Below are 21,361 nucleotides of genomic sequence, written 5' to 3'. Positions count from 1 at the left end.
AGATAGGCCGGGCCAGCATAAGATTTCGATCAGAAGACCGCCCAAACCAACATAAATTCAGGTCAGGATCAGGCGGCGCTTACCTGAGCCATCAGGGCGGCGAACGCCTTGGCGGGCATCGGCTTGCCGAAGAGATAGCCCTGCAACTGATGCACGCCGCAGGCCTTCAGGTGCATGTGCTGGCTTCTGGTCTCCACGCCCTCGGCCACCACGGTCATGCCGAAAACCCGGCCAATGCCGGTCACGGCCTGAATGATCGCCAGAGCCTCCAAAGCGGATTGCCGTTCGCCGTCCAGCGCCATGACGAATTCTTGGTCGATCTTGATCTTGTCGAACGAAAAACGGTGCAGCGCGGTCAGGGACGAATAGCCGACGCCGAAATCGTCGAGCGCCAGCTTCAGGCCAAGCCCGTGCAGCTCGGCGAATAAGGCGCGGATGCGCTCCGGCTCTCCCAGGAAGGCTGTTTCGGTGACCTCCAGCACAAGGCGGCTGGCGTCAAAGCCCGTCTGCGCCAGCGCGTCCGCCACCTGTTCGGTAAAATCAGCCTGTCCCAGTTCATTGGCGGAAACATTGATCGCGACCGCGATGTCGGGCCAGGCCACAGCGTCCTGCATGACCCGCCTGCGCGCAAAGGCGCCGATCCGGCAGACCAGATCATCTCCCAGCGCCAGATCGCGCTTTTCAGCCAGCGGCATGAAGACGCCCGGACCGATCGGCGGCAGGCCGCCCCGGTTCCAGCGGATCAGCGCCTCCGCCGAGACGATGCGCTCGCCCGTGCGGTCGAAAATGGGCTGATACCACATCTCCAGTTGATCTGCGTCGAGCGCAGCGGCGAGCGACGCCATCATCTCGGTCTCCGTACGGTTGGCCGACGCTGAGGCGATGGAGACAGGCTGGCCAAGATAGGCGGCAAGCGCAGACAGGGTTTTTTCCAGCCGCGTCTCCAAAAGGGTGATCTCGTCAGCGCTGACCCGGCGGTTTTCCAGCCGAATGGCGCGCTCGACCCCCGCCGCGACCTCGCCAACGGCGCGGGCGCCCAGATTGAAGCTCATCGACTTCAGCGCATGCGCAGCAGCCGCGACGCCCTCGGCGTCGGCGCGTCTGTGCGCATCGCGCAACCCGTCCAGGGCCTCCGGCGCGTGCTGGCTGTAAAGGCCGATCACACGGCGGACAAAGTCACCGCGCCCCTTGTCAAGCCCGGCGATCAGCGCGCCAAAGGTCTTCATATCGAACAGGTCGTCTTCGACGACCGCTGGCTCATCATCAGCCGGCGCCGCCTGCGTCGCGCTCCTGCGCATGTCGGCGGGCAGCCAGTCGCGCAAGATCTGGCCCAGATCATCGAGCGTGAACGGCTTGTGCAACACGCCGTCCATGTCCGCTTCGCGCCACGCCTCGGCGGCCTTGCCGACCACATGCGCGGTCAGAGCGATGATCGGCGTCCGTGAACGATCGTCGTCCGTCTCGAAAGCGCGCCAGCGCCGGCTTGCCGCAAACCCGTCCAGAACCGGCATGGAGCCGTCCATAAGCACCAGATCGAAGGGCTCAGCGTGCATGCGGTCGAGCGCGTCCTGCCCGTTTTCGGCGATCTGAGCGCATACGCCAAAACGCGACAGCGCCTCCGAAGCGACCTCGCGATTGACCTCGGCGTCATCGACGACCAGCACACGCGCATCGGGCCAGGCGTCCATGCTGACGCTGATCGGCGCAGACGCAGCCTGCAACGGCTCATCATTGGCGGCGCGCAGCAGCAGTCGGTCGACATCGCCCAAACGCACAGGGCGCATCAGGACGGCGGCGACCGCGCCCTGCTTCAGAAGGGCTTCGGCCTCGCGTTCATCGGCGTCGGCGATCAAAACGACCGGCGCGTCGCCTGCGCCAGGATAGCGGTCCGTCAAAATCAGATCCGGCTTTTCAGCCGCAAGATCCGCGCCCGCCGCCAGCAGGCGCTGTTCGAGCACGCTTCGCTCCAATGGGCCGCTTAACCGCACCTGAATGGCCTTGGGACAGTTGGGCGGCGCAGCTAAAGGCGCATCGGCGACAAGCGGGAAACGCACGTGAAAGCTTGAGCCCCTGCCCTGCTGGCTCGTGACCGCGATGGCGCCGCCCATCGCCTCGACCAGCCGTTTAGCGATGGACAGGCCCAGACCCGTGCCGCCAAACCGCCGGGTCGTCGTCTGATCCTCCTGCGTGAAGGCCGTAAAAACGCCTTTCAGCTTGTCGGCGGCGATGCCGATGCCCGTATCGCTGACCTTCAGCCGCCAGAAGCCGGGCTTTGTATCCGGCTCGACCTGCACAAGCACATGTCCGCTTTCAGTAAATTTCAGGGCGTTGGACACAAGGTTGGACACGACCTGGCCCAGCCGCACCGGATCGGCGGGCGCAAGTCGCGGCGCGCGCGGATCGTAGTGGGCGGCCAGTTCCAGGCCCTTCTCTTTCGCTCGCGCCGCAAAAAGCCCGATTACGTCGTCGATCAGCTCCGGGAGATCGACCTCGCAGGTTTCGACCTCCAGCTTGCCCGCCTCGATCTTGGAGAAGTCGAGAATATCGTTGATCACCGCCAGCAGATTGCGTCCCGAACGCGCAATCGTGTCGGCGAAACGTCTGGCCCGCGATGGCAGGTTTTCCGCCGCGAGCAGCTCCGCCATGACCATCACACCGTTCATGGGCGTACGGATTTCATGGCTCATCGTGGCGAGGAAGTCCGACTTGGCGGCGTTGGCGCTTAAGGCCTGATCACGCGCCGTCATATAGTCCTGCGTGCGCGCCGCGACCTCGGCTTCGAGGCCCCTCACCTGCGCCTCAATGCGCTGATCGCGGCTGCGAATGGCGTCGAGCATGGCGTTAAAGCCGGTGACGAGACGGCCAACCTCGTCATCGCTCTGGCGAACCACATGGCGCGAATAGTCATGATCCTGCGTGATGGCGGCTACCGAGGCGCTCAGATCGGCCAGAGGCTGAGTGAGGGCGCGCTGCAGCCGCTGCGCAATCATCAGCGCTCCCGCCAGGGCCAGTGCCGCCAGGGCGAAAACGCCGCCCAGCGCCGCCAGCAGATCGCGGCCAAGCCCCTGGGCGCGATGCACAACGACGACCTCGCCAATCCTGTGGTCAGCCTCCATCACCGGCGCATGAACCTCTAGCGTGCGCGTAGCGACAAGCGCCATCAGGCCCGGTTGCGCGCCATCGGCCTTAAGCGTCACATCGCTTTGCAACCGCGCTCCCGCGCCCGTTTCCGACAAGACGCGCCCGTGGGCGTCCTCGATGCGCGCATACACCACGCCCGGCGTCCGCCGCACGGCGCGCAGAGCGATGAAGGCGCCATGCGGATCGTCCTGACGCACGGCGTCCTGCGCCGATGAAGCCAGCACATCGGCGGCGGTCTTCATCACGCTCCAGCGCGCCTGGGCCTCGCGCCCCGCCTCATGCGCGCACAAAAGCGCCGCCACCGGCGCGGTGGACAGCAAAACGCTGCCCAACACAAGGCGCATAAGACGTTTTTGTATGGATCCCTGAGTCAAAAGAAGCGCGTTTTCACAACAGTCATGAATTTAAACATCATGAGTCTAATAAAGGAATGTTAAAATCTCTCCGATACCGTGAAGACAGTGCAGAATGTATGACCTTATGAAGTTCCTGGGTAAATATTACCGCTCGGAACGCGGCAATGTCTTGATGACGTTCGCCCTTGCCAGCATCCCGCTGCTGATGGGCGCCTTCGCCGCGTTGGAGTATATGGACATGTCCGGCGTACGCGACCATTTGCAGGCCGCGGCGGACGCCGGCGCCTTATCCGGCGCCCGGCAACTGGCCATCGCCGCCACAACCGGCGGCGACAGCGCCATCACGGCGACGGCGATGTCTGTCGCCAGCCAGACCATGGACAATCAGCACGAAAGGAGCGTGTCGGAGTTCACCGCCAGCATCGGCGACGCTAGAAGCAGCGTCACCGTTGAAGGCGAAGCGCATTACAAACCCCTGACGGGTCTTCTGGGAACGCAGGCGCGCCTCATTCGCGTCACCGCAACCGCCAGAACCATGCAGCGCACACCTTTATGCGTGTTGCAAACCGACGATCGCGGCGGCATCAACGTCCGACAAACCGGCCAGATCCGCGCGGGCGGCTGCGCGGTTCACGCCAATGCCGACATCAACGTCTCCAGCGGCGGCCTGATCAAGGCCGATCTGGTGCAGGCCGTGGGCAGCATTTCCGGCCCGGTGGAACCGACCGGGCAGGACGGGGCGCTGCGCATAGACGATCCTTTTGCAAACCTCGATCTCAGCCTGACGAAAAAGACCTGCCAGCTTGCCGGGCCTGTGCTGCCGATCCATCTCGGCGCCGGGACGATGGATCTGCCGCCGGGCCTGCATTGTCTGCCGATCACCGTGCTCGGTTCAGGCGTCCTGCACCTGGAGCCGGGCGATCATTATTTCTTCGCGCCCGTGATCATGACGGGCAATTCACGCCTTGAGGGCGACGATGTCGATCTTGTTTTCGGCGGGCTGAACGTGTTCAACTTTTCGCAGCAGGCGACGGTGCGGCTGACGGCGCGGCGCTCGGGGCCGATGGCGGGCTTCCTGATCGCCACCTCACGCGACAATCACGGCGTCTTCACCATCGCTTCGGGCAGGGTCAGCCAGTTGCTGGGAACGATCTATATTCCTGGCGCGCAACTCGTGGTCGACACGGGCGGCAGCGTCGCGCAGGATTCAGCCTGGAGCGTGATCGTCGCCAGGTCGATCACCCTGCGGCAGAATCCGGTTCTGGTGATCAACAGCAACTATGCCGGTTCGGGCGTGCCCGTGCCACAGGGCGTCGGCCCGTCCAAAACCCCGGTGCTGACGCAATGACGGAGTTGGCTTTTGTGGATATGGGCCGCACGCGGCTGCTGGTCGCCGACGACGACCCGATCCTGCGCGAATTCGCGGTCGTACATCTGTCTTCGCCGGACGTTGCGGTCGAGGTCGCAGAGGATGGCGCGCAGGCCTGGGAGCGGCTTGGCCTCGGCGGGGTCGATCTGGCCCTGGTTGATCTCGACATGCCGGTGATGAACGGTTTCGAGCTGATCGAGCGCATCCGTTGGGACGAGGCGCTCAAGCATCTGCCGATCGTGGTGGTGACCGGGCGCGAGGACATGGCCGCCGTCGATCGCGCTTTTGCCCTGGGCGCCACCTCGTTTGTGGTCAAGCCTTTGAACTGGCGGCTTCTCCTGCATCAACTGGCCTATGTGCTGCGCTCTTCGCGCGCCGAGGCCGAGGTGCGGCGCGAGCTGGATAAGGCGCGCCGCGAAGCGGACCTGAAGGCGCGGATATTACGTCTGTCGCAACAGAAGCTCATCGCCCCGCTCGACGCCATGCTCAACGCCGTCGAAACGATTGAACAGGCGACCAACGATGCGCGCATTCAAGGCAGTCTGACGCAGATCGCCAAGGCGACGGTGGACCTGACACGCGTGCATGACGACATGGCTGAAGCCGGGCGACGCTCTACGTCATAATATTAACGGCGTTAAGCTTAAGACTTCACAGTCATTTTAAGGTTTTGACGGTAACGTCGTTCTTCCGACTCCCGATCTGGAATGTAACGCCTTGCGTAAATTTAGGCTCCCCTCTCCTCTTATCGACGCCGTCCGCCGTCTGCGCGCCTTAACCCCGCATATCGGCTTTGAAGCCATGCTGCTTGGCCTGCTGCTGCTGACAGCAGGCGCGGTGATCTGGCGCGACGCCCTGCTGGACCGGACCTATCGTTACACGCCGCAATCCGCTGCAGCGATGAGCCAGCTTTATTTTTCTGATGCGGACGCAGGCGGATCGACGACGGTTCAGGGCCTTGGCCCCATGAGCTGGCGGTGCGATCTGGGCAGCGTCAATCCCTATCCCTATTGCGGCTATGAGCTGTTTCTCGACCGTAAGCGCGGACTGCATGGGCTTGATCTGCGCAACATGAAATTCATGCGCGTCACCTTGCTCTATCAGGGCGCCGCCACCTCTTTCCGGGTGCATCTGAAAAACTTCGATCCGCGTTACGCCGACCGCGCGGACGATGAGACGCCGCAATATCTGCGCGTTGAGGCCGACACCACGCCGGGGCGTGAACAGAGCGTCAGCTTTACACGCGATGATTTCGGCGTCGCCGACTGGTGGCTGCGCAAGCGTAAGCTGCCGCCACAATTTGGGCGACCGCAGTTCAATGACATCACCTCGCTGATCATTGAAACCGGTTCGGAAGCCGCCCCCGGTCCGCACAGTTTTGCCGTGCGCAGCCTCACCATCCGCACAGCGATCATGAGCGAGGCAGAATGGTACTCCCTGCTGCTGGGCGTCTGGAGCGTCATCATTCTGCTTTATCTCGGTTACCGCATCGGCAATCTGCGACGCGCCCTCAGCGATCGCAGGCGCCTTGAAGCCCTGGCGCTACAGGAGGCGCAGGAAGCGGCGCGGCGCGATCACCTGACCGGATTGCTCAACCGCCGTGGGCTGACGGAAAAATTCGACGCGCTGATCCGCCGCCGCTCGCGCGCCTTCGCCCTCGCCATCATCATGATCGACATCGACCATTTCAAGGCGCTGAACGACCAATACGGCCACAAGGCGGGCGACCATGTGTTGAGCGACTTCGCGACGATTCTTGCCGATAATGTTCGCTCTGTGGACATCGCCGCGCGGTGGGGCGGCGAGGAATTCCTTCTTGTCTGCGCCGACGTGACCCGGCGCGGCGCGCAGGTTATTGCGGAAAAGCTGCGCCAGTGCGTGCAGGACCACGATTTCAGCGGGGTCGGGCGCGTGACCGCCAGTTTCGGCGTCCACTGGGCGCAGGGCGCTGCGCACGAACTGACGCATATGACGGCCTGTGCGGATAAGGCGCTGTATGCGGCCAAGGCCGAGGGTCGCAACGCCTGTCGAATGTACCGGCTGGAAGCCGCCGATGCAAAGACCGAAACCCTGGCGCGAAGCCGTCGTCAGTCCGGCTGATCTTTATTCATGACGCAGCGCCTTGCCCGGCTCGACGCTGGCGGCGGCGAAGGCGACGCCGGCGACAGTGACCAGAGCAATGATCAGCGCCGCCGCCGACGCCGCCGGGAAGATCCATAACGGCATGGCGATTGCGTCGTCGAACTGCGACAGCCAGCGTTGCAGGGCCAGCCAGCCCAGTGGCCACGCGATCAGGCTGGCGATCAGCACCGGCGTCAGGAACTGGCGCAGCAGCAGCTTGACGACCCGACCGCGCGAGGCGCCCAGCACCTTGCGCACGCCGATCTCGCGCACGCGCCGTCCCGTATTGAACGCGGCCATGCCATAGAGGCCGATACAGCCGATCAGAGCGGCGATCCCGGCGCCGAGGCTGAACAGGTGGCTGCGGTCGCGCACCGGCTTATAATATTTGTCGAGATTCTCCGCCGCGCTGGTCACATCGAACGGCACGTCCGGGGCGATCTGCCGCCAGACCTTGCGCAAGGCTGCGCGCATCTGCGCCGCCGTTTTACCCTGATAACGCACCATGCCGACGACCGCATAGGAGGCGTGGGCGTCAAACAGATAGAGCTTGGGCGGGATGGCGTCATTGGGGCTGTAAAAGCGCATATCCTCGACCACGCCGATAATGCGCACCTGATGGTCGTTAAAGCGCGCCGTTTGGCCGACGGCGGCCTGCGGCGAAGCGTAGCCCATGTCGCGCACCGCCCTGCGGCTGAGGATAATGCTGGTCATGCGGTCCTTGGCGTCGTCGGGGCCGTTCCATTTCTGATCCTCGCCGCGCGACGGGTCGAACCAGCGCCCCGCCAGCAGTTTTGCGCCGAGAAGCTGGAAGTAGTCGGGACCGACAATTGACCAGTTGACCGTGGGTGACCGGTTGATGTTCTCGGTCTGACCGGGACGGACGATATTGGAGCTGTTCGACGTGCCTGAATCGCCTGGAATCGCATTGGCGATAGTGGCGTAAGCGACGCCCGGAAGCGCTTTGGCTGCGGTGACGAAGGCGTCGCGCTGCGCCTGGCTGACCGCATTGTCGCGGATCGAATTGACGATCATCAGATTGCTGCGCTGAAACCCGACATCGGCGGTCTCGATATGATGGATTTGCAGCACAAAACCGCTCATCAGGATGAAGGCGACCGCCACCGCCGTGAACTGGATCATAGCCAGACCTGTGCGCAGGACGCCCGCCATGCGTCCGCCGCCCGGCGTGCGGCTGGAGGCCAGCACCTGCGCCGGTTTGAACCCCGCCAGCACAAAGGACGGGTACAGCGCCGCCAAAAGGCCCGCCAGCAACACGCAGGCCAGAACGCCGCCCAGCCACGCCGCGTCAGCGCGGTAATCGAGCATGAGCGACAGTCCGCCAGCCGCATTGATCAGCGGCAGGCTCAACTCCACTGCGGAAAGGGCGATCAGAAAGGCCAGCAGCAGGGTCAGCAAGGCCTCGATCAGGAACTGGGCGCGCAGGCTGGACGGCGGCGCGCCCAGCGTCTTGCGCACGGCGACCTCGCGCGCCCTGAGGCCCGCCCGCGCTGTCGCCAGATTGACATAGTTGATCAGGGCCAGAACCAGCGCCACGACGCCGACCAGCCCCAGTGACACGACCGCCGCCTTGTATTTCGGCTCGAACAGGTGGCCATCCTTGAGCGGGATCAGGCGCAATTCCAGGATGTTGTGCGGCTTCACATCGTCGCCGAACGTCTTGCCGACCTGGCGGTCGGTGAAGGCGGGAAATTGCGCGGCGAAGGCGTCGGCTTCTGCGGGCGTTTTGAATTTCAGATAGGTGTTGAGCTGCGCCGAACCCCAATGATGCCAGGTGTCGGGATTCATCGCCTCGCGTTGCGGCGTGATCGCCTTTAACATGTCGAACTGCATGTCGCTGTTCTTGGGCAGATCCTTGATGACGGCGCTGATCGTATAGCTTTTCAAGCCTTCGTCATCGGACAGGGAGATTGTCCGACCGACCACATTGGTCGTGCCGAAATATTTGCGCGCGATTTTTTCGCTTAAGACAACGCGCGACGGATCGGCGAGCGCCGTCGCCGCATCGCCCGCCAGCAGCGGAACCTTGAAAAAGGTCAGGAAGTTCGGATCGACCAGTTCAAGGCTTTCGCTCGTGACCTCGGCGCCGCGATGAACAATGGCGGAGTTGGGCCAGTCGCGCGTCCCGTCGATCTGAGGCCAGGCAGTCTTCATTTCTTCCAGCAGCCCGCCCATCGAACCGAAGTTCACATTGTCGGGAAAGCCGGGGAAGTGATAGCGCACGCCCATCACATAGACATTGTCGCGCTCCGGCGACCAGGTCTCATAGCTGTTCTCAAAGCGGTAGAACAGGCTGAGCGTGATAAAGACGGCGATGCCGAAGGACAGGCCGAGCAGGTTCAAAAGGCCATACAGCGGATGGCGCGTGAACGACCGGAAGAAGGCGGTGAAGGCGGATCGGAACATTAGATCGCCTCCTTAAAGGACTTGCGCGACGGACGAGACGAGCTGGCCGTCGAGAATATCGACGCGCCGCGTGGCCTGATCGGCATGGCTCGGCGAATGGGTGACCATGATAATGGTCGCGCCCGCCTTGTTCAGACCGTGAAGGATGTCCATGACCTGCGCGCCGTTTTCGGTGTCGAGATTGCCTGTCGGCTCGTCGGCCAAGATCAGGTCGGGATTGCCGACAATGGCGCGGGCGATGGCGGCGCGCTGCTGCTGACCGCCGGAGAGCTGATGCGGATAATGGCGCGCGCGATGCGCGATGCCGACGCGATCCATCGCCGCCTCGACCGCCTTGCGGCGCGAGCCCTTGAAGTCGCCGCGGTAGAGAAGACCCAGTTCGATATTCTCAAAAATGGTCAGATCATCGACCAGATTGAAGCTCTGGAAGATAAAGCCCAGATGCCGGGCGCGGTGCTGGGCCAGTTTGACCTCGCTCATCTTCGCAAGATCCGCGCCGTCGAACAGATAGGCGCCGGAGGTCGGTCGGTCGATCGTGCCCAAGATATTCAGAAGCGTGGACTTGCCACAACCCGACGGCCCCATAATGGCGACAAATTCGCCGCGCCCGATCGACAGGTTGATGTCGTGCAGGGCGGTCGTCTCGATCTCGTCCGAACGGTAAAGGCGGGTGATGTTCTGCAGCTTGATCATTGCGACTCGCTTTTGGTGAAACGAAGATGTTGGGCTTTTGCATAGGCGGCCAGCGATGAGGTCACGATGCGTTCGCCGGGTTTGAGGCCGCTCAGGACCTCGACATAGTCGGGATTGCGCCGCCCCGTCGTAATGGCGCGGCGGTCGGCGCGCTTGCCGGAAGCGTCCAGCACGAAGGCGTAGGTTCCGTTGCTGTCATTGAGCCACGATCCCGACGGCGCCAGCAGGGCCTGACTGGTCTTGCCCAGCGACAGGCGCACGTCGATGGCCTCGCCGCGCTTGAGATCGGCGGGCATCAGGCCGTCGAATTGAAGTTCGACCGTGATGTGGCCGTCATGCACCTGCGGATAGATCTTGCTGATGCGCACCGATACGTTTTGACCATGCACATTGGCCGTGGCGCTCAGGCCGGGGCTTAGGCGCGTGAGGTAGAATTCATCGACCTCCGCCGACAGTTTCCACTGACCTTCGGAATCGACCTCGCCCAGCGCGTCGCCCGCCTTGACCGCCTGTCCGGGCTTGAGGTCGAAACCGGTCAGCCGTCCCGCGATCGGCGCGCGCAGGGTCAGAGCGTCAAGCCCACGCCGCACCGCCGCCAGCGACCGGCGCAGATCCTGCGCCGAAGCGTCGATCTGCTGGCGCTGACCGGCGAAGAAGCTGGCGTCCGAGCCTTGCGCCTTTTCAAGCGACGCAACGCGCGCGCGCTGATAATCGGCTTCATCGGCATAGGGTTTGACATTGGCGTCATTGGCCACGCCCTGTTCGCGCAGACGCTGGTATCTTTGCAGGTTTTCCTGCGCCTTATGCAGCGCATATTGCGCATCGGCCAGCGCCTGATCGCGCTCGGCTTCATTGGTGCGCAGGGTCATGAGCTGGTTGTTCGTGTCGCTGAGACGACCCGACACATCGGCCTCCTGCGAGGCGACCTGCAGGCTGAGATTAGGATTGTCGAGCCGCGCCAGCTCCTGACCGGCGGCGACCATGTCCCCGTCCTGCGCGCTCAGCCCCGCCACCTGCCCGCCCGCGACGGCGGTGATATAGGTGATGTCGAGCGGCGCGACGCTGGCGCGCAAGGGGACATAGTCCTGAAACGGCCCTTTGACGACCTCGCCGGAATCCACCGAAGCCAGTTCGGTCGTCATCGTGCCTGGCGGCGGCAGGATAAGAAAGGCCGCGCCGCCCGCCGCAAGAAGGGCGATGACGAAGGCAGCCATCAGGATGGGCCGACGCCGCCACCATGGGCGGGCGAGACGGCGATCCATGCGCGCGGCAGGGCTGGAGGTTGAGGCGTCACTATCCATGCCATCAGACTAGCATGCTCTTTTCAAGAGACATAACCTCCTAAATATATTTGCCTTTTATTGCGATTTACGTCTAAATAGGCTTGGTCTCGCCCTCTGAACTGTCCGAAATCGAACATGCCGGAAACCGCCTCGTCCGAACCTTTAAGCGCCCTGTTTCTGGACGACGACAGCGACGTTCTGGCGGCGGCGGAGCTGGTTCTGACGCGGCATGGCTTCGTAATGAAGGCCGCCCAATCGCCCGAAGAGGCCGAGACCTTACTGGCCGCGCACGATTTCGAAGCGCTGCTGCTCGACCTCAACTTTCGGCGCGGCGACACCTCCGGCGAGGCCGGGCTGGCCTTTCTGCGCCGGCACATGGCGGACAGGCCGCATATTCCGGTCGTGGTCGTCACCGGCCATTCCGGCATGAACATCGCCATCGAGGCCATGCGCATCGGCGCGCAGGACTTCGTGGTCAAACCGTGGAACAATGACCGGCTGCTTGCAAGCCTGCGCGCCGCCATCGAACATCCGCGCGCGGTCGCGGCCCCGCCGCCGCGCGACCTCAATCTGGAACGCTCCGAGCGCGACCTGATCCGGCTCGCTCTGGAGCGACATCAGTTCAACATCTCGCAGGCCGCAAAGGATCTGGGCCTGACGCGGGCGGCGCTTTACCGGCGTATGGAAAAGCATGGACTATAGACGCCTGCTCCTGACCTTAAGCGCGCAGACCGGCGTCTTCATCGCAGGCGCGCTGGCCGTGGTCGCCATGCTGCACGGGCTTTTGGCGACGGCGACCCTGTGCATGCTGGCCGCTATGTTCATGGCCAGTTTTGGCGCGACGACCACTTTTGTGCGGCTGGGGCGCGACTTCCTGCGCCGCAATTCATCGGCGGGCGCCATCTATACCGCCGAACTGAGCCGCCGCCGTTTGCAGATGCTTCTCGACCAGACGCCATCGCCCTTGCTGCTGCGTCCGTCCGACGGGCAGGTCATAGCGGTCAACCGCGCCGCCAGGCAATTGTTCGGCGTCAGCTACGCCTTGCCGGTGACGCTGAAACGCCAGTTGCTCGGCGACAGCGGCGAGTTGAACGGAACGGAAAATCAGGTGCAATGGCGCGGCGCGGCCTATGCGCTGGAGCGCGCCCGCATTGAGACGCGCGACGACGTATCCGAACTGATGGTGATGACCGACATATCCGCTGAGGTGCGCGCCGCCGAAGCGACGGCGTTGCGCGACCTTTTGCGCGTGCTGAACCACGAGCTGATGAACGCCCTGACGCCGGTGGCGTCTATGAGCCGGTCAGCGCTCGATATTCTCAAAGATGGCGGCGAGAACGCTGACGCGCAGGCGATCCGGGCGCTGGAGCGGGTCGTCGCGCGCACCGACGGCCTGACCCACTTCATCAACGCCTATCGCGCCCTGACGCGGCTGCCGCCGCCGGAGCTGACGGCGGCGGACCTCGATCCGTGGCTGGACGTTATGCGCGAAAGCTTCATGGCGCAATGGCGCGAGCGTGGCGTCGATCTTGAGGTGCGCGCCGAACCCAATCTGCGCGCGATGATGGACGAGGATCAGATGTGGCTGTGCGTCGGCAATCTGCTCAATAACGCCGCACAGGCGGCGCTGGAGCGGCCTGACCCTAAGGTGCGGCTGAAGGTAACGGCGGACGGTGAGCGCCTGCGTTTGCGCGTGCAGGATTCCGGTCCCGGCATTGCGCCCGATCAGGCGGCCCAGGTCTTCCTGCCCTTCTACACCACCAAGGCGACGGGCACCGGCGTCGGCCTCAGTCTGGCGCGCCAGATCGCGCAAGGGCACGGATCCGGCCTGCGCCTGTGTTTCGAGCGCGCGCCGGACGATTTGAGCGGGGCCTGTTTTGAGCTGGATGTGCGCATCCTGACGTGATGGTCCGGCTCAGATTTGAAATCTCAGCCTGGACCCACTTTCACTCTTGAAATGATTTTTCGAATATTGGCGCTTGTACTATAAATCTCTTGACGGCCTGCCGCACGCAGCTAGTTTGCGGTCAAAATGATAACGCTATCAGCGGGAGAAGAACCTTGCGTCACCTAAAATCCGCCCTGCTCGGGCTGGCCTCCTCACTTGCGCTGGCCGCCGCTGCGCACGCCGCGCCGATCACCACACTGGACAGAAATGGCGCATGGGTCAGCGTTGAGGCCTATGGCCCGAATGTGATCCACGTCACCATCGCCGCCGACAAGGACGAGGCGCTCAATGGCCCTGGCTACGGCATATTAGCCGACCACGCCGATAATGCGGGCTTCAAGGAAACCAGCGACGCCAATGGCGACACCTTCGCGTCGAACGCATTGACGCTTCACATCAACGCCGCGCCGCCGCCGCATGTGCCGAGCCAGGGCGAGAAGTATTTCGCCCCCTCCCTCGCCCCGGTCGGGCTACAGGTGATGAACGCCAAAGGCGAGACGATCCTCAACATGACCGGCTGGGAGATGGCGCCGCACGACGTCAATGGCGAACACACCTATCAGGTCGGCGCTGATTTCAGCGCGCCCGCCGATGAGCATTATTACGGCATGGGCCAGAACCAGCAATCCTTAGGTCCACTTGATCTGCGCGGGCGGGTGATCGACTGCAAGCACTGGTACGACGCGCCGGCGGGCGAGACGGTCTGCGTGCCCTTCATGGTGTCGTCCAAGGGGTATGGGATCATCTGGGACAATCCGTCCGACACGCGCTTTGTCGCGGGCATAAATGGCGCGACCAAGTTCCAATCCAATGTCGGCGAGCGCGTTTCCTTCTTCGTCGTCGTCGGCGATACGCCCGAAGAAATCTATTCGGCTTATGCGCGCGTCACCGGCAAGACGCCGATCCCGCCCAAGTCCGCCTTCGGTCTGATCCAGTCCAAGGCGCGCTACGACAGCCAGGCCGAGATTTTACGCGTCGCCAACACCTATCGCCAGAAGGGCTATCCGCTCGACATCATGGTGCAGGACTGGTTCTACTGGACGCGCATGGGCCAGATGGACATCGACCCGGCGCAGTTCCCCGATCCCGACGCGATGAACAAAGAGCTGCACGATATGGGCCTTCAGTCGATCATCTCGATCTGGCCGCGTTTCGAAACCTCAGGCCGCTATTATAACGAACTGGCCGCCAAGGGTTATTTCCTCAAGGACAAGGACGGAAACCCTGTCGATGGCCTGCCTTTCCGCTCTGATCGCACGGGCGCGCTGATCGACGCCACCAATCCGGATGCGCGCAAATGGTTCTGGGACCATGCCCGCGACAATATCCTCAGCCATGGTTACGACTATCCGTGGCTGGACGAGACTGAGCCTGATCTGGTGCCGGACGGCTATTTCTTCTCGATCGGTTCGGGCGACCGCTATCACAATGTTTTCCCGCTTCTGCATGTCGAGGGCGTGGCCGACGGCATGCGCGCGTGGAAGCCGAACAAGCGCGTCCTGATCCTGGCGCGCGCCGCCTATCTCGGCTCGCAGCGCACCGGCGCGCTCTTCTGGTCGTCTGACGTTGACGCCACCTGGGAGGCTCTGAGGCGTCAGATTCCGACCGGGCTGAACATGACGGCGTCGGGCATCGCCTACTGGGGCAATGATATCGGCGGCTGGCAGAGCCTGCCTGCGACCTCCAGCGCGACTAAGCCACTGCTGGTTGATCCAACCGGGGCGGAAGATGTCATCGGCAAGGACAGCGAATACCCGGAACTGCTGACGCGCTGGTTCGAGTACGGAACCTTCCTGCCCACCTTGCGCCTCCACGGCAGCCGTAAGCACACCGAAATCTGGGCCTACGGCCACGCGGCCGAAAGCATCATGGCCAAATATGACAAGCTGCGCTACGAGCTGATCCCGTACATCTATTCCAGCGCCAAGCACACCTACGACACGGGCGCCCCCTTCATGCGCGCCCTGTGGATGGACTTCCCGAACGATCCGAAGGTCTCAGACATCGGCACGGAATATATGTTCGGCCCGGCCTTCCTCGTCGCGCCCGTCACGCAGCAGGGCCAGACGCAGAAGGATGTCTATCTGCCCGCCGGAGCCGACTGGTACAATTACTGGACCAACGAAAAACTGACCGGCGGCCAGTGGGTCAAGACCGCCGCCCCGATCGACCAGATTCCGCTCTTCGTCAGGGCGGGCTCCATTGTGCCCTTCGGCTCGGACATTCCATCCACGGCCACGAAGCAGACCATTACGGCCCTCAAGGTCTATCCGGGCGCGAACGGAGCCTTCAGCCTCTATGACGACGACGGCCACACCTATGATTACGAGACCGGCAAGGGCGCAACAAGCTCGCAACTGACCTGGGACGACGCGTCGGGCAAACTGTCCGCCACCGGCGCCCTGGCCAAGACCGCGACAGGCCTCGTGAAGGTTATGGGCCGTTGACACGCGTATCCGGGCGGCGAAAGTCGCCCGGACTGACTTAAAACGCGCATTTCTTACCTGCGCATCTTTATGGTAAAATTGGCGACGGATTCGCGCCTTGTCGGTGTTTAATCCCTAACTCTTGCATCCGCACGCCGATCCGCCATGATTCATGACACCGATAAGCGCAAACGGCTCTACCGCCGCGTCGCCGAGGAAATTATCCGCGCCATCCGCGATGGCGCCTACAAGGTCGGCGGCAAGCTGCCGGGCGAGCGCGATCTGGCTGACAGCATGGACGCCAGCCGCACAACCATTCGGGAAGCGATCATTGCGCTTGAAATGCTCGGCGTCGTCGAGGTCCGGCACGGTTCCGGCGTCTATATCACCGGTGAAGGCATAAAGCCGAACACCGCCCAGGCCGCTCAGGATCTGAATGTCGGCGCCTTCGAACTGATCGAGGCGCGCATGGTGATCGAAAGCGAGACCGCCGCCATTGCCGCGCGCGTCGCCACGGACAAGGACATCGAGCAACTGACCGAGCTCGTGCGCATTATGGAGGCGGGCCCTGCCGCCGCGGCTGAACAGGCCGACCGCGAATTCCACCTGCTGATCGCGCGCATTACCGAAAATGGCGCCCTGATCGAGACGGTGCGCAATCTGTGGAACCTGCGCGCCGCCTCGCCGCTGGCGGCGACGATTATCAGCCGCGCGCACGATTCCGGCCTTGAGGCGCGTATTCGCGAACACAGGCCCATTCTGGAGGCCATCCGCGCGCACGATCCCGCCGCCGCGCGTCGCGCCATGCGCGAACATATGGAATGCGTGCGGGATTATGTGCTGGAAGCCACCGAAATGGCGGAAATTGAAACCCTGCGCAGCCAGTTGCGCAGCAAGCGCGATAGCTGGGCCAGCCGCACCGCTTCCTGAACCGACATATCGACCATCTCCAATCCGGCTGCGACCGTCGCCTCCGACACGTCTCCATACGCGTAAAAAAAAGCCGACGCCCATACTCGGCGCCGGCTTTTGAAGTCGGTTGTCTTGGAGAAAAAAGTATCAGACAGTTCAACCCAGCCCCCTCGAGCGGGACTGAAGCTGATGAGCAAGACGGACGCTTAGCGCTTAAGCGGCCCGACCACTTGCCCGACGTTTTGATTGTTTATGATCGTTTGAGTCAAGTCAAGGCCATAATCGCCTCAAGGCTCTAAATTATGCGAACTGACGCAGAAACAAATTCTTAATTTTGTAACCATCAAATACGTAATTGGCATCAGTAGGATATAACTTAATATTTTAGTGTTATAAAAATGATAAATGACTATTAACGATTAATTATAACGCATCACTTTTGAAGTTTTTATATCTATTATGCTGTACTATTTTAATTTTTATCCGAATAGTACTTATATAAAAGACAAATGTGTTAAATGTAATTAGAGAATCGGAAACACGCCCCCGCTCACGCCGCTTCGCCTTATGGCATCGCCGTGAAAAAGTATCATATATGTCACAAATGGGCATCATAAACGACTATTTTCGGGCGCTTTATGCGCATTTATGCGCAAAGAGGCTTGATATGTCATTTTCGATCATTCAAAAGTGGTCTGGCACGGATTCATATCCGCGCGGCTTCATGCGCTGCTCTGGCGTCGTCACTGTCCGAAACCTGCAAAACGGATAACTGGCCCGACCATTTGCGCATCTGTTGAGCCGAGCGGCCCGTCATCGCCGCCGCCACAGCGGGGTTCTGTAAAGCCATAAAGCGTGAAATCGCGCCCAGGAGGAACTGAATGAACACTACTTTACGAACGCAGGCCATGCGCCGCTATCTGACCAGCGGCACGGCCCTGGCCCTGGTGGCGCTGTTCGCAGGCGCTGGTCTGGCCAGTGCGCAAACCACGGACGCCCAGAGCCAGCCCCCGGCCCAAACTCCGGGCAAGGCCAAGACCTCGAACGACGACACCACCCTCGTCATCGTCACCGGCACGCGCGCTTCGCAGCAGTCGGCGATCGACCGTAAGAAGCGCGCCAAGACGGCGACCGACTCCATTGTCGCCGAAGACATCGGCTCATTTCCCGACCAGAACGTCGATGAAGCCATTTCGCGCATCGCCGGCATCCAGCTTGACCGCGGCGACTTCGGCGAAGGCCAGAGCGTGACCGTCCGCGGCCAGTCGGCGGAAAACAACCGTGTCGAACTGGACGGCGTCGGCGTGATGAACACGTCCGGCGGTCTGGTCAGCGGCGGAGGCGACGCGCGCGGCGCGGATTTGCGTGAAATCCCGTCCGACATCGTCAAGAGCCTCGATGTGGTCAAGGGCACGACGGCGGCCATGACCGAAGGTTCGCTCGGCGGTTCGATCCACATCAACACCCGCACTGGCCTCGACTTCAAGAAGCCCTATTTCCAGTTCCGCGCCAGCCAGTCGATGAACACGCTGGACAAGAAGTGGACGCCCGCCTGGAGCGCCATCATGGCGCGCAAATTCCTCGATGGACGCCTCGGCGTCATCGCCAACATCAACTATTCGGAAATCTCCAACACCGCCGATTCTGAACAGCCCAACACCTCCGGTTCCGCGGGTTATTATCGCAATGTCGATCTCGACCAGTCGCCGGAGAAGACCTTTACCTATAATCCCGCCGTGTCGGCTGGCATTGGCGGCGTCAACGCCCCCCTGGCCAATTCGTCCAACTCCATGCTGGACGTCATCACCAAGTCGGCCAACGCGCAGACTCCGCAGGACTGTCTGGCCGCCTTCCCCGTCCCGACGGGCAGCGGCACCTCAAACGCCGCCAAGGAAGCGGGCTATGAGCTGCAATCGTGCCTGAATCAGTGGAACGACTATACGCCGTCGCTGATCCGGCTTCTGTCGCACACCTATTTTGAGCGTCGCCTGGCCGCCGACATCCGCTTTGACTATAAGCTGAACGACGACACCACCATCTACTTCAAAGCGGCCACCGCCAACCGCAATGAAAACAATAAGGATTACACGCTCAATCTGGGCAGCCCGGGCTTCAATACAGCGGCCATGCAGACCCAGAACACAATCCCGCGCAACGAGAACTTTGTGACCACGCCGCATACCGTTCTTGACGGGATCGGCAATATTACAACCCCATATGGCGTCTATTCCAACGGCGTGGGCGGCGACGTCGTCACCGATATCGTAAACGCCACCGTGGATGACAGCCACCACGTCACCTCTATGACGTTGAACGATGGCAATATCGGCGTTGACGCAGTGCAATATTACCAGGCCGTCAAGACCATGAACGTGCAGCTCGGCGCCAACTGGCGGCACGGGCCATGGAAGGTCGACAGCGTTCTGTCTGACGCCATGTCGGACTTCCATCGCGCTCAGTTGCGCTCTTCGGTCAACTATACCTATGGCGATGTGACGGCGCATGTCACGCCGTCAGGTCTTTGGACCTATGACCTGCCGTCCGGCGTCGACTTCTACGACCCGAACAACTATTCGCAAGTTTACACTCAGGTCAAAAATCTGAAGGCCGTGAACCCCGGCACGGTCACGGCGGGCGTTCCGGCCTACACGGTGGCCGAGCAGGCGCAGTGGGGACCCAACTTCTCGCTGACCTGGCGTCCGATCATGCAGCATGACCGCGAAACCATGGTGAAGTCGGACATCACCTACAATTTCGAAGGGCGCATCCCCTTCCTGCAGGACGTGCAGGGCGGCTTCCAGTTCCGCACCCATACAGGTTCGGGCTATGGTTACGGCGGCTATACCGTCAAGCCGGGAAGCGGCGTCGTCGGCGGTGCGAACTATGTCGCCCCTGTGGTTGTACAGACAAACGCCCTCACCTCCTATTACCGCTCGTGCATGCCGACAGACACCTCGACCCAGCCCTGCGGCTACGGTCAGGTCAATGGCGTGACCCTGTCCAACAACATCCCGGTCGCCAACCCGACGACGCCCGCCTTCGTCGCGACGCTCACGCCCGACCAACTGGCCGCCATCATCGGCCCGGCCCTGTCGACCAAGTCCAACTTCTTCGGCGATTATCCGCAAAAGGGCGACATCCTGTCCTCCTTCCCGATTCTCGACGTGCAGAAGCTGGCCTCGGCCTTTGACACATCGGCCTATAATTACGACTGCATGAAGACCTGCACCGGCAGCGACGGCAAGGTCTATGAGCAGCCGCATTCGGCCTATCGCGAACAGACTCAGGCCTTCTATCTGATGTTCGATTTCGACCAGCCCCTGCCGTGGTGGGGCATGCGCTTCAACGGCAATGTCGGCAACCGCTACGTCAAGACCACGACCAATGCGACAGGCGTCATGACCTTCACCCACTATGAGCTGGCTTCGGATTACGATCCGGTGCTTCATAATGTGCAGGGTCCGGGCACGTCTGTGACCATGAACACCACGATCAACGGCCAGACCGAAGACTGGACGCCCAGCTACAATCTGAACCTGTGGTTCGGCAACAAGGTGGTGCTGCGCTACTATTCCGGCCACGTCATCGCCCGCCCGTCCGTTAATCAGATGCTGCCTTCGGGCACCTGTCAGATCGACGACCGCTACGCCACAGCGCAAAACAGCCCGACCGGTCAGGCTGAAGATCCGAGCTGCGGTCGGGTCGGCAATCCGGCCCTGCGCCCCTATAAGGCGATCAACCACAATGAAAGCGTCGAGTGGTACGTCAACAAGGACACCATGTTCTCGCTGGGCTACTACTACAACAACGTGATCATCGGCGGGCCGATCGCCGGCAATGGCGTCAGCGGCAACCTGTTCGCCGGTTCGTCGCAGCCGCCGGTCGATCCCCTGACCGGCAAGTCGCTGGCGGGCGTGGACTTCACCTACCCGACCTATGTCAACGGTCCGTCCGGCCTGCAACGCGGTCTGGAATTCTCGACCAAGATGGCCTTCACCTACCTGCCCTGGTATCTGAAGTACACCGGCGTCGACTTCAACTACTCCAAGCTCGGCTTCGCCAACTATACGGCGGCGGTCGAACAGCTCTCCGGCGACCTGTTGCCGCCGAAGAACCAGGCCAGCTACTTCGAGAACCTGTCGCTCTGGTATGACGATGGCAAGCTGAACGTGCGGCTTGCCTACCAGGATCGCGATGCGTACTTTGAATGTATCTCGTCCTGTGGCTCGAACGCGATCAACGACGTTCCCGGCGTCGGTCTGGAAGGCGCGCAAAAGGTCCGCGTTCCGTTCAATCCCGGCTTCCCGAACTATCGCGAGCGCCTGAAGTATCTCGATCTGAAGGTCAACTATAAGATCAACAAGCAGGTTGAGCTGTTCCTGTCGGGCCGCAATATCGCCCACGACACCACTTCGGCTCGTAATCAGGGCCAGTACGGCGCCTTCTCGGACGGTACGCCTAGCGTCGAATTCCTGACCTATGGCGGAACGCGCTGGGAGATGGGCTTCACCTATCGCCACTAAGTCCGCCACACTCTCATGACGGCATGAAGCCGCCGCCCTTCGGAGCGGCGGCTTTTTGTCATCACATGTCGAATTCTTGTCAGACATTTCGTCGGCGCAACACGAATAAGTCACGCGTTCAAACCAACAGACAAGCTTACGGAATGTGGCATTATTGCCACG

12 protein-coding genes are annotated in these 21,361 nt (G+C 62.0%); 8 read left to right on the top strand and 4 right to left on the bottom strand.

Going from position 1 to position 21,361, the window contains the following annotated elements; genetic code table 11:
* Positions 1-68 precede the first annotated feature (68 nt).
* Positions 69-3,485, bottom strand: coding sequence for an EAL domain-containing protein (locus ACTHLA_RS09690; protein ID WP_440188023.1), 3,417 nt, complete (start codon positions 3,483-3,485; stop codon positions 69-71).
* A gap of 124 nt (positions 3,486-3,609) precedes the next feature.
* Here ACTHLA_RS09690 and ACTHLA_RS09685 point away from each other — a divergent pair, with 124 nt between their 5' ends.
* From ACTHLA_RS09685 to ACTHLA_RS09675, 3 genes are all read left to right on the top strand, one after another.
* A complete protein-coding gene (locus ACTHLA_RS09685) occupies positions 3,610-4,845 on the top strand; it encodes a TadE/TadG family type IV pilus assembly protein (protein WP_440188020.1) in 1,236 nt (411 codons plus the stop codon).
* Positions 4,842-5,492 carry a response regulator gene (locus ACTHLA_RS09680; protein ID WP_440188017.1) on the top strand — a complete coding sequence of 217 codons (651 nt, stop codon included), beginning with the start codon at positions 4,842-4,844 and terminating at the stop codon, positions 5,490-5,492. The genes ACTHLA_RS09685 and ACTHLA_RS09680 overlap by 4 nt, the downstream gene beginning before the upstream one ends.
* A gap of 91 nt (positions 5,493-5,583) precedes the next feature.
* Positions 5,584-6,966: a GGDEF domain-containing protein gene (locus ACTHLA_RS09675; RefSeq protein ID WP_440188014.1), complete on the top strand. Its 1,383-nt coding sequence runs from the start codon at positions 5,584-5,586 to the stop codon at positions 6,964-6,966.
* Positions 6,967-6,969: 3 nt separating this feature from the next.
* On the opposite strand, the gene ACTHLA_RS09670 is transcribed toward ACTHLA_RS09675, so the two are convergent.
* The 3 genes from ACTHLA_RS09670 to ACTHLA_RS09660 are packed head-to-tail and all read right to left on the bottom strand — an operon-like array spanning position 6,970 to position 11,321.
* Positions 6,970-9,414, bottom strand: coding sequence for an ABC transporter permease (locus ACTHLA_RS09670; protein ID WP_440188011.1), 2,445 nt, complete (start codon positions 9,412-9,414; stop codon positions 6,970-6,972).
* A gap of 12 nt (positions 9,415-9,426) precedes the next feature.
* Positions 9,427-10,107: an ABC transporter ATP-binding protein gene (locus tag ACTHLA_RS09665; RefSeq protein ID WP_440188008.1), complete on the bottom strand. Its 681-nt coding sequence runs from the start codon at positions 10,105-10,107 to the stop codon at positions 9,427-9,429.
* Positions 10,104-11,321 carry an efflux RND transporter periplasmic adaptor subunit gene (locus ACTHLA_RS09660; protein WP_440188005.1) on the bottom strand — a complete coding sequence of 406 codons (1,218 nt, stop codon included), beginning with the start codon at positions 11,319-11,321 and terminating at the stop codon, positions 10,104-10,106. The genes ACTHLA_RS09665 and ACTHLA_RS09660 overlap by 4 nt, the downstream gene beginning before the upstream one ends.
* 204 nt (positions 11,322-11,525) lie before the next feature.
* On the opposite strand from ACTHLA_RS09660, the gene ACTHLA_RS09655 reads away from it, so the two are divergent.
* The 5 genes from ACTHLA_RS09655 to ACTHLA_RS09635 all read left to right on the top strand — a co-directional run bounded on the left by ACTHLA_RS09655 (position 11,526) and on the right by ACTHLA_RS09635 (position 21,199).
* Positions 11,526-12,092 carry a response regulator transcription factor gene (locus ACTHLA_RS09655; protein WP_440188002.1) on the top strand — a complete coding sequence of 189 codons (567 nt, stop codon included), beginning with the start codon at positions 11,526-11,528 and terminating at the stop codon, positions 12,090-12,092.
* Entirely contained in the window at positions 12,082-13,296 is a 1,215-nt protein-coding gene (locus tag ACTHLA_RS09650; RefSeq protein ID WP_440187999.1) for a sensor histidine kinase, read from the top strand. The genes ACTHLA_RS09655 and ACTHLA_RS09650 overlap by 11 nt, the downstream gene beginning before the upstream one ends.
* 155 nt (positions 13,297-13,451) lie before the next feature.
* On the top strand, positions 13,452-15,785 hold the full coding sequence (locus ACTHLA_RS09645) for a glycoside hydrolase family 31 protein (protein ID WP_440187996.1): 2,334 nt from the start codon (positions 13,452-13,454) through the stop codon (positions 15,783-15,785).
* A gap of 144 nt (positions 15,786-15,929) precedes the next feature.
* The gene (locus ACTHLA_RS09640) at positions 15,930-16,694 is read left to right on the top strand and encodes a FadR/GntR family transcriptional regulator (RefSeq protein ID WP_440187993.1); all 765 of its coding nucleotides are present in this window, start codon (positions 15,930-15,932) and stop codon (positions 16,692-16,694) included.
* Positions 16,695-17,557: 863 nt separating this feature from the next.
* Positions 17,558-21,199 (top strand): TonB-dependent receptor, encoded by a 3,642-nt coding sequence (locus tag ACTHLA_RS09635; RefSeq protein ID WP_440187990.1) that lies wholly within the window; start codon positions 17,558-17,560, stop codon positions 21,197-21,199.
* Positions 21,200-21,361: the final 162 nt, after the last annotated feature.

Source organism: Asticcacaulis sp., from assembly GCF_051956075.1.
In the GTDB taxonomy this organism is placed as follows: domain Bacteria; phylum Pseudomonadota; class Alphaproteobacteria; order Caulobacterales; family Caulobacteraceae; genus Asticcacaulis.
Note: the sequence above shows the minus strand (reverse complement) of the source record. Positions and strands in the feature narration are given on the sequence as shown.

What these genes read in the sequence shown, in the direction of transcription:
- ACTHLA_RS09690 (WP_440188023.1), bottom strand. Translation starts at nt 3,485, where the DNA reads ATGCGCCTTGTGTTGGGCAGCGTTTTGCTGTCCACCGCGCCGGTGGCG.
- ACTHLA_RS09685 (WP_440188020.1), top strand. Translation starts at nt 3,610, where the DNA reads ATGTATGACCTTATGAAGTTCCTGGGTAAATATTACCGCTCGGAACGC.
- ACTHLA_RS09680 (WP_440188017.1), top strand. Translation starts at nt 4,842, where the DNA reads ATGACGGAGTTGGCTTTTGTGGATATGGGCCGCACGCGGCTGCTGGTC.
- ACTHLA_RS09670 (WP_440188011.1), bottom strand. Translation starts at nt 9,414, where the DNA reads ATGTTCCGATCCGCCTTCACCGCCTTCTTCCGGTCGTTCACGCGCCAT.
- ACTHLA_RS09665 (WP_440188008.1), bottom strand. Translation starts at nt 10,107, where the DNA reads ATGATCAAGCTGCAGAACATCACCCGCCTTTACCGTTCGGACGAGATC.
- ACTHLA_RS09660 (WP_440188005.1), bottom strand. Translation starts at nt 11,321, where the DNA reads ATGGCTGCCTTCGTCATCGCCCTTCTTGCGGCGGGCGGCGCGGCCTTT.
- ACTHLA_RS09655 (WP_440188002.1), top strand. Translation starts at nt 11,526, where the DNA reads ATGCCGGAAACCGCCTCGTCCGAACCTTTAAGCGCCCTGTTTCTGGAC.
- ACTHLA_RS09650 (WP_440187999.1), top strand. Translation starts at nt 12,082, where the DNA reads ATGGACTATAGACGCCTGCTCCTGACCTTAAGCGCGCAGACCGGCGTC.
- ACTHLA_RS09640 (WP_440187993.1), top strand. Translation starts at nt 15,930, where the DNA reads ATGATTCATGACACCGATAAGCGCAAACGGCTCTACCGCCGCGTCGCC.
- ACTHLA_RS09635 (WP_440187990.1), top strand. Translation starts at nt 17,558, where the DNA reads ATGAACACTACTTTACGAACGCAGGCCATGCGCCGCTATCTGACCAGC.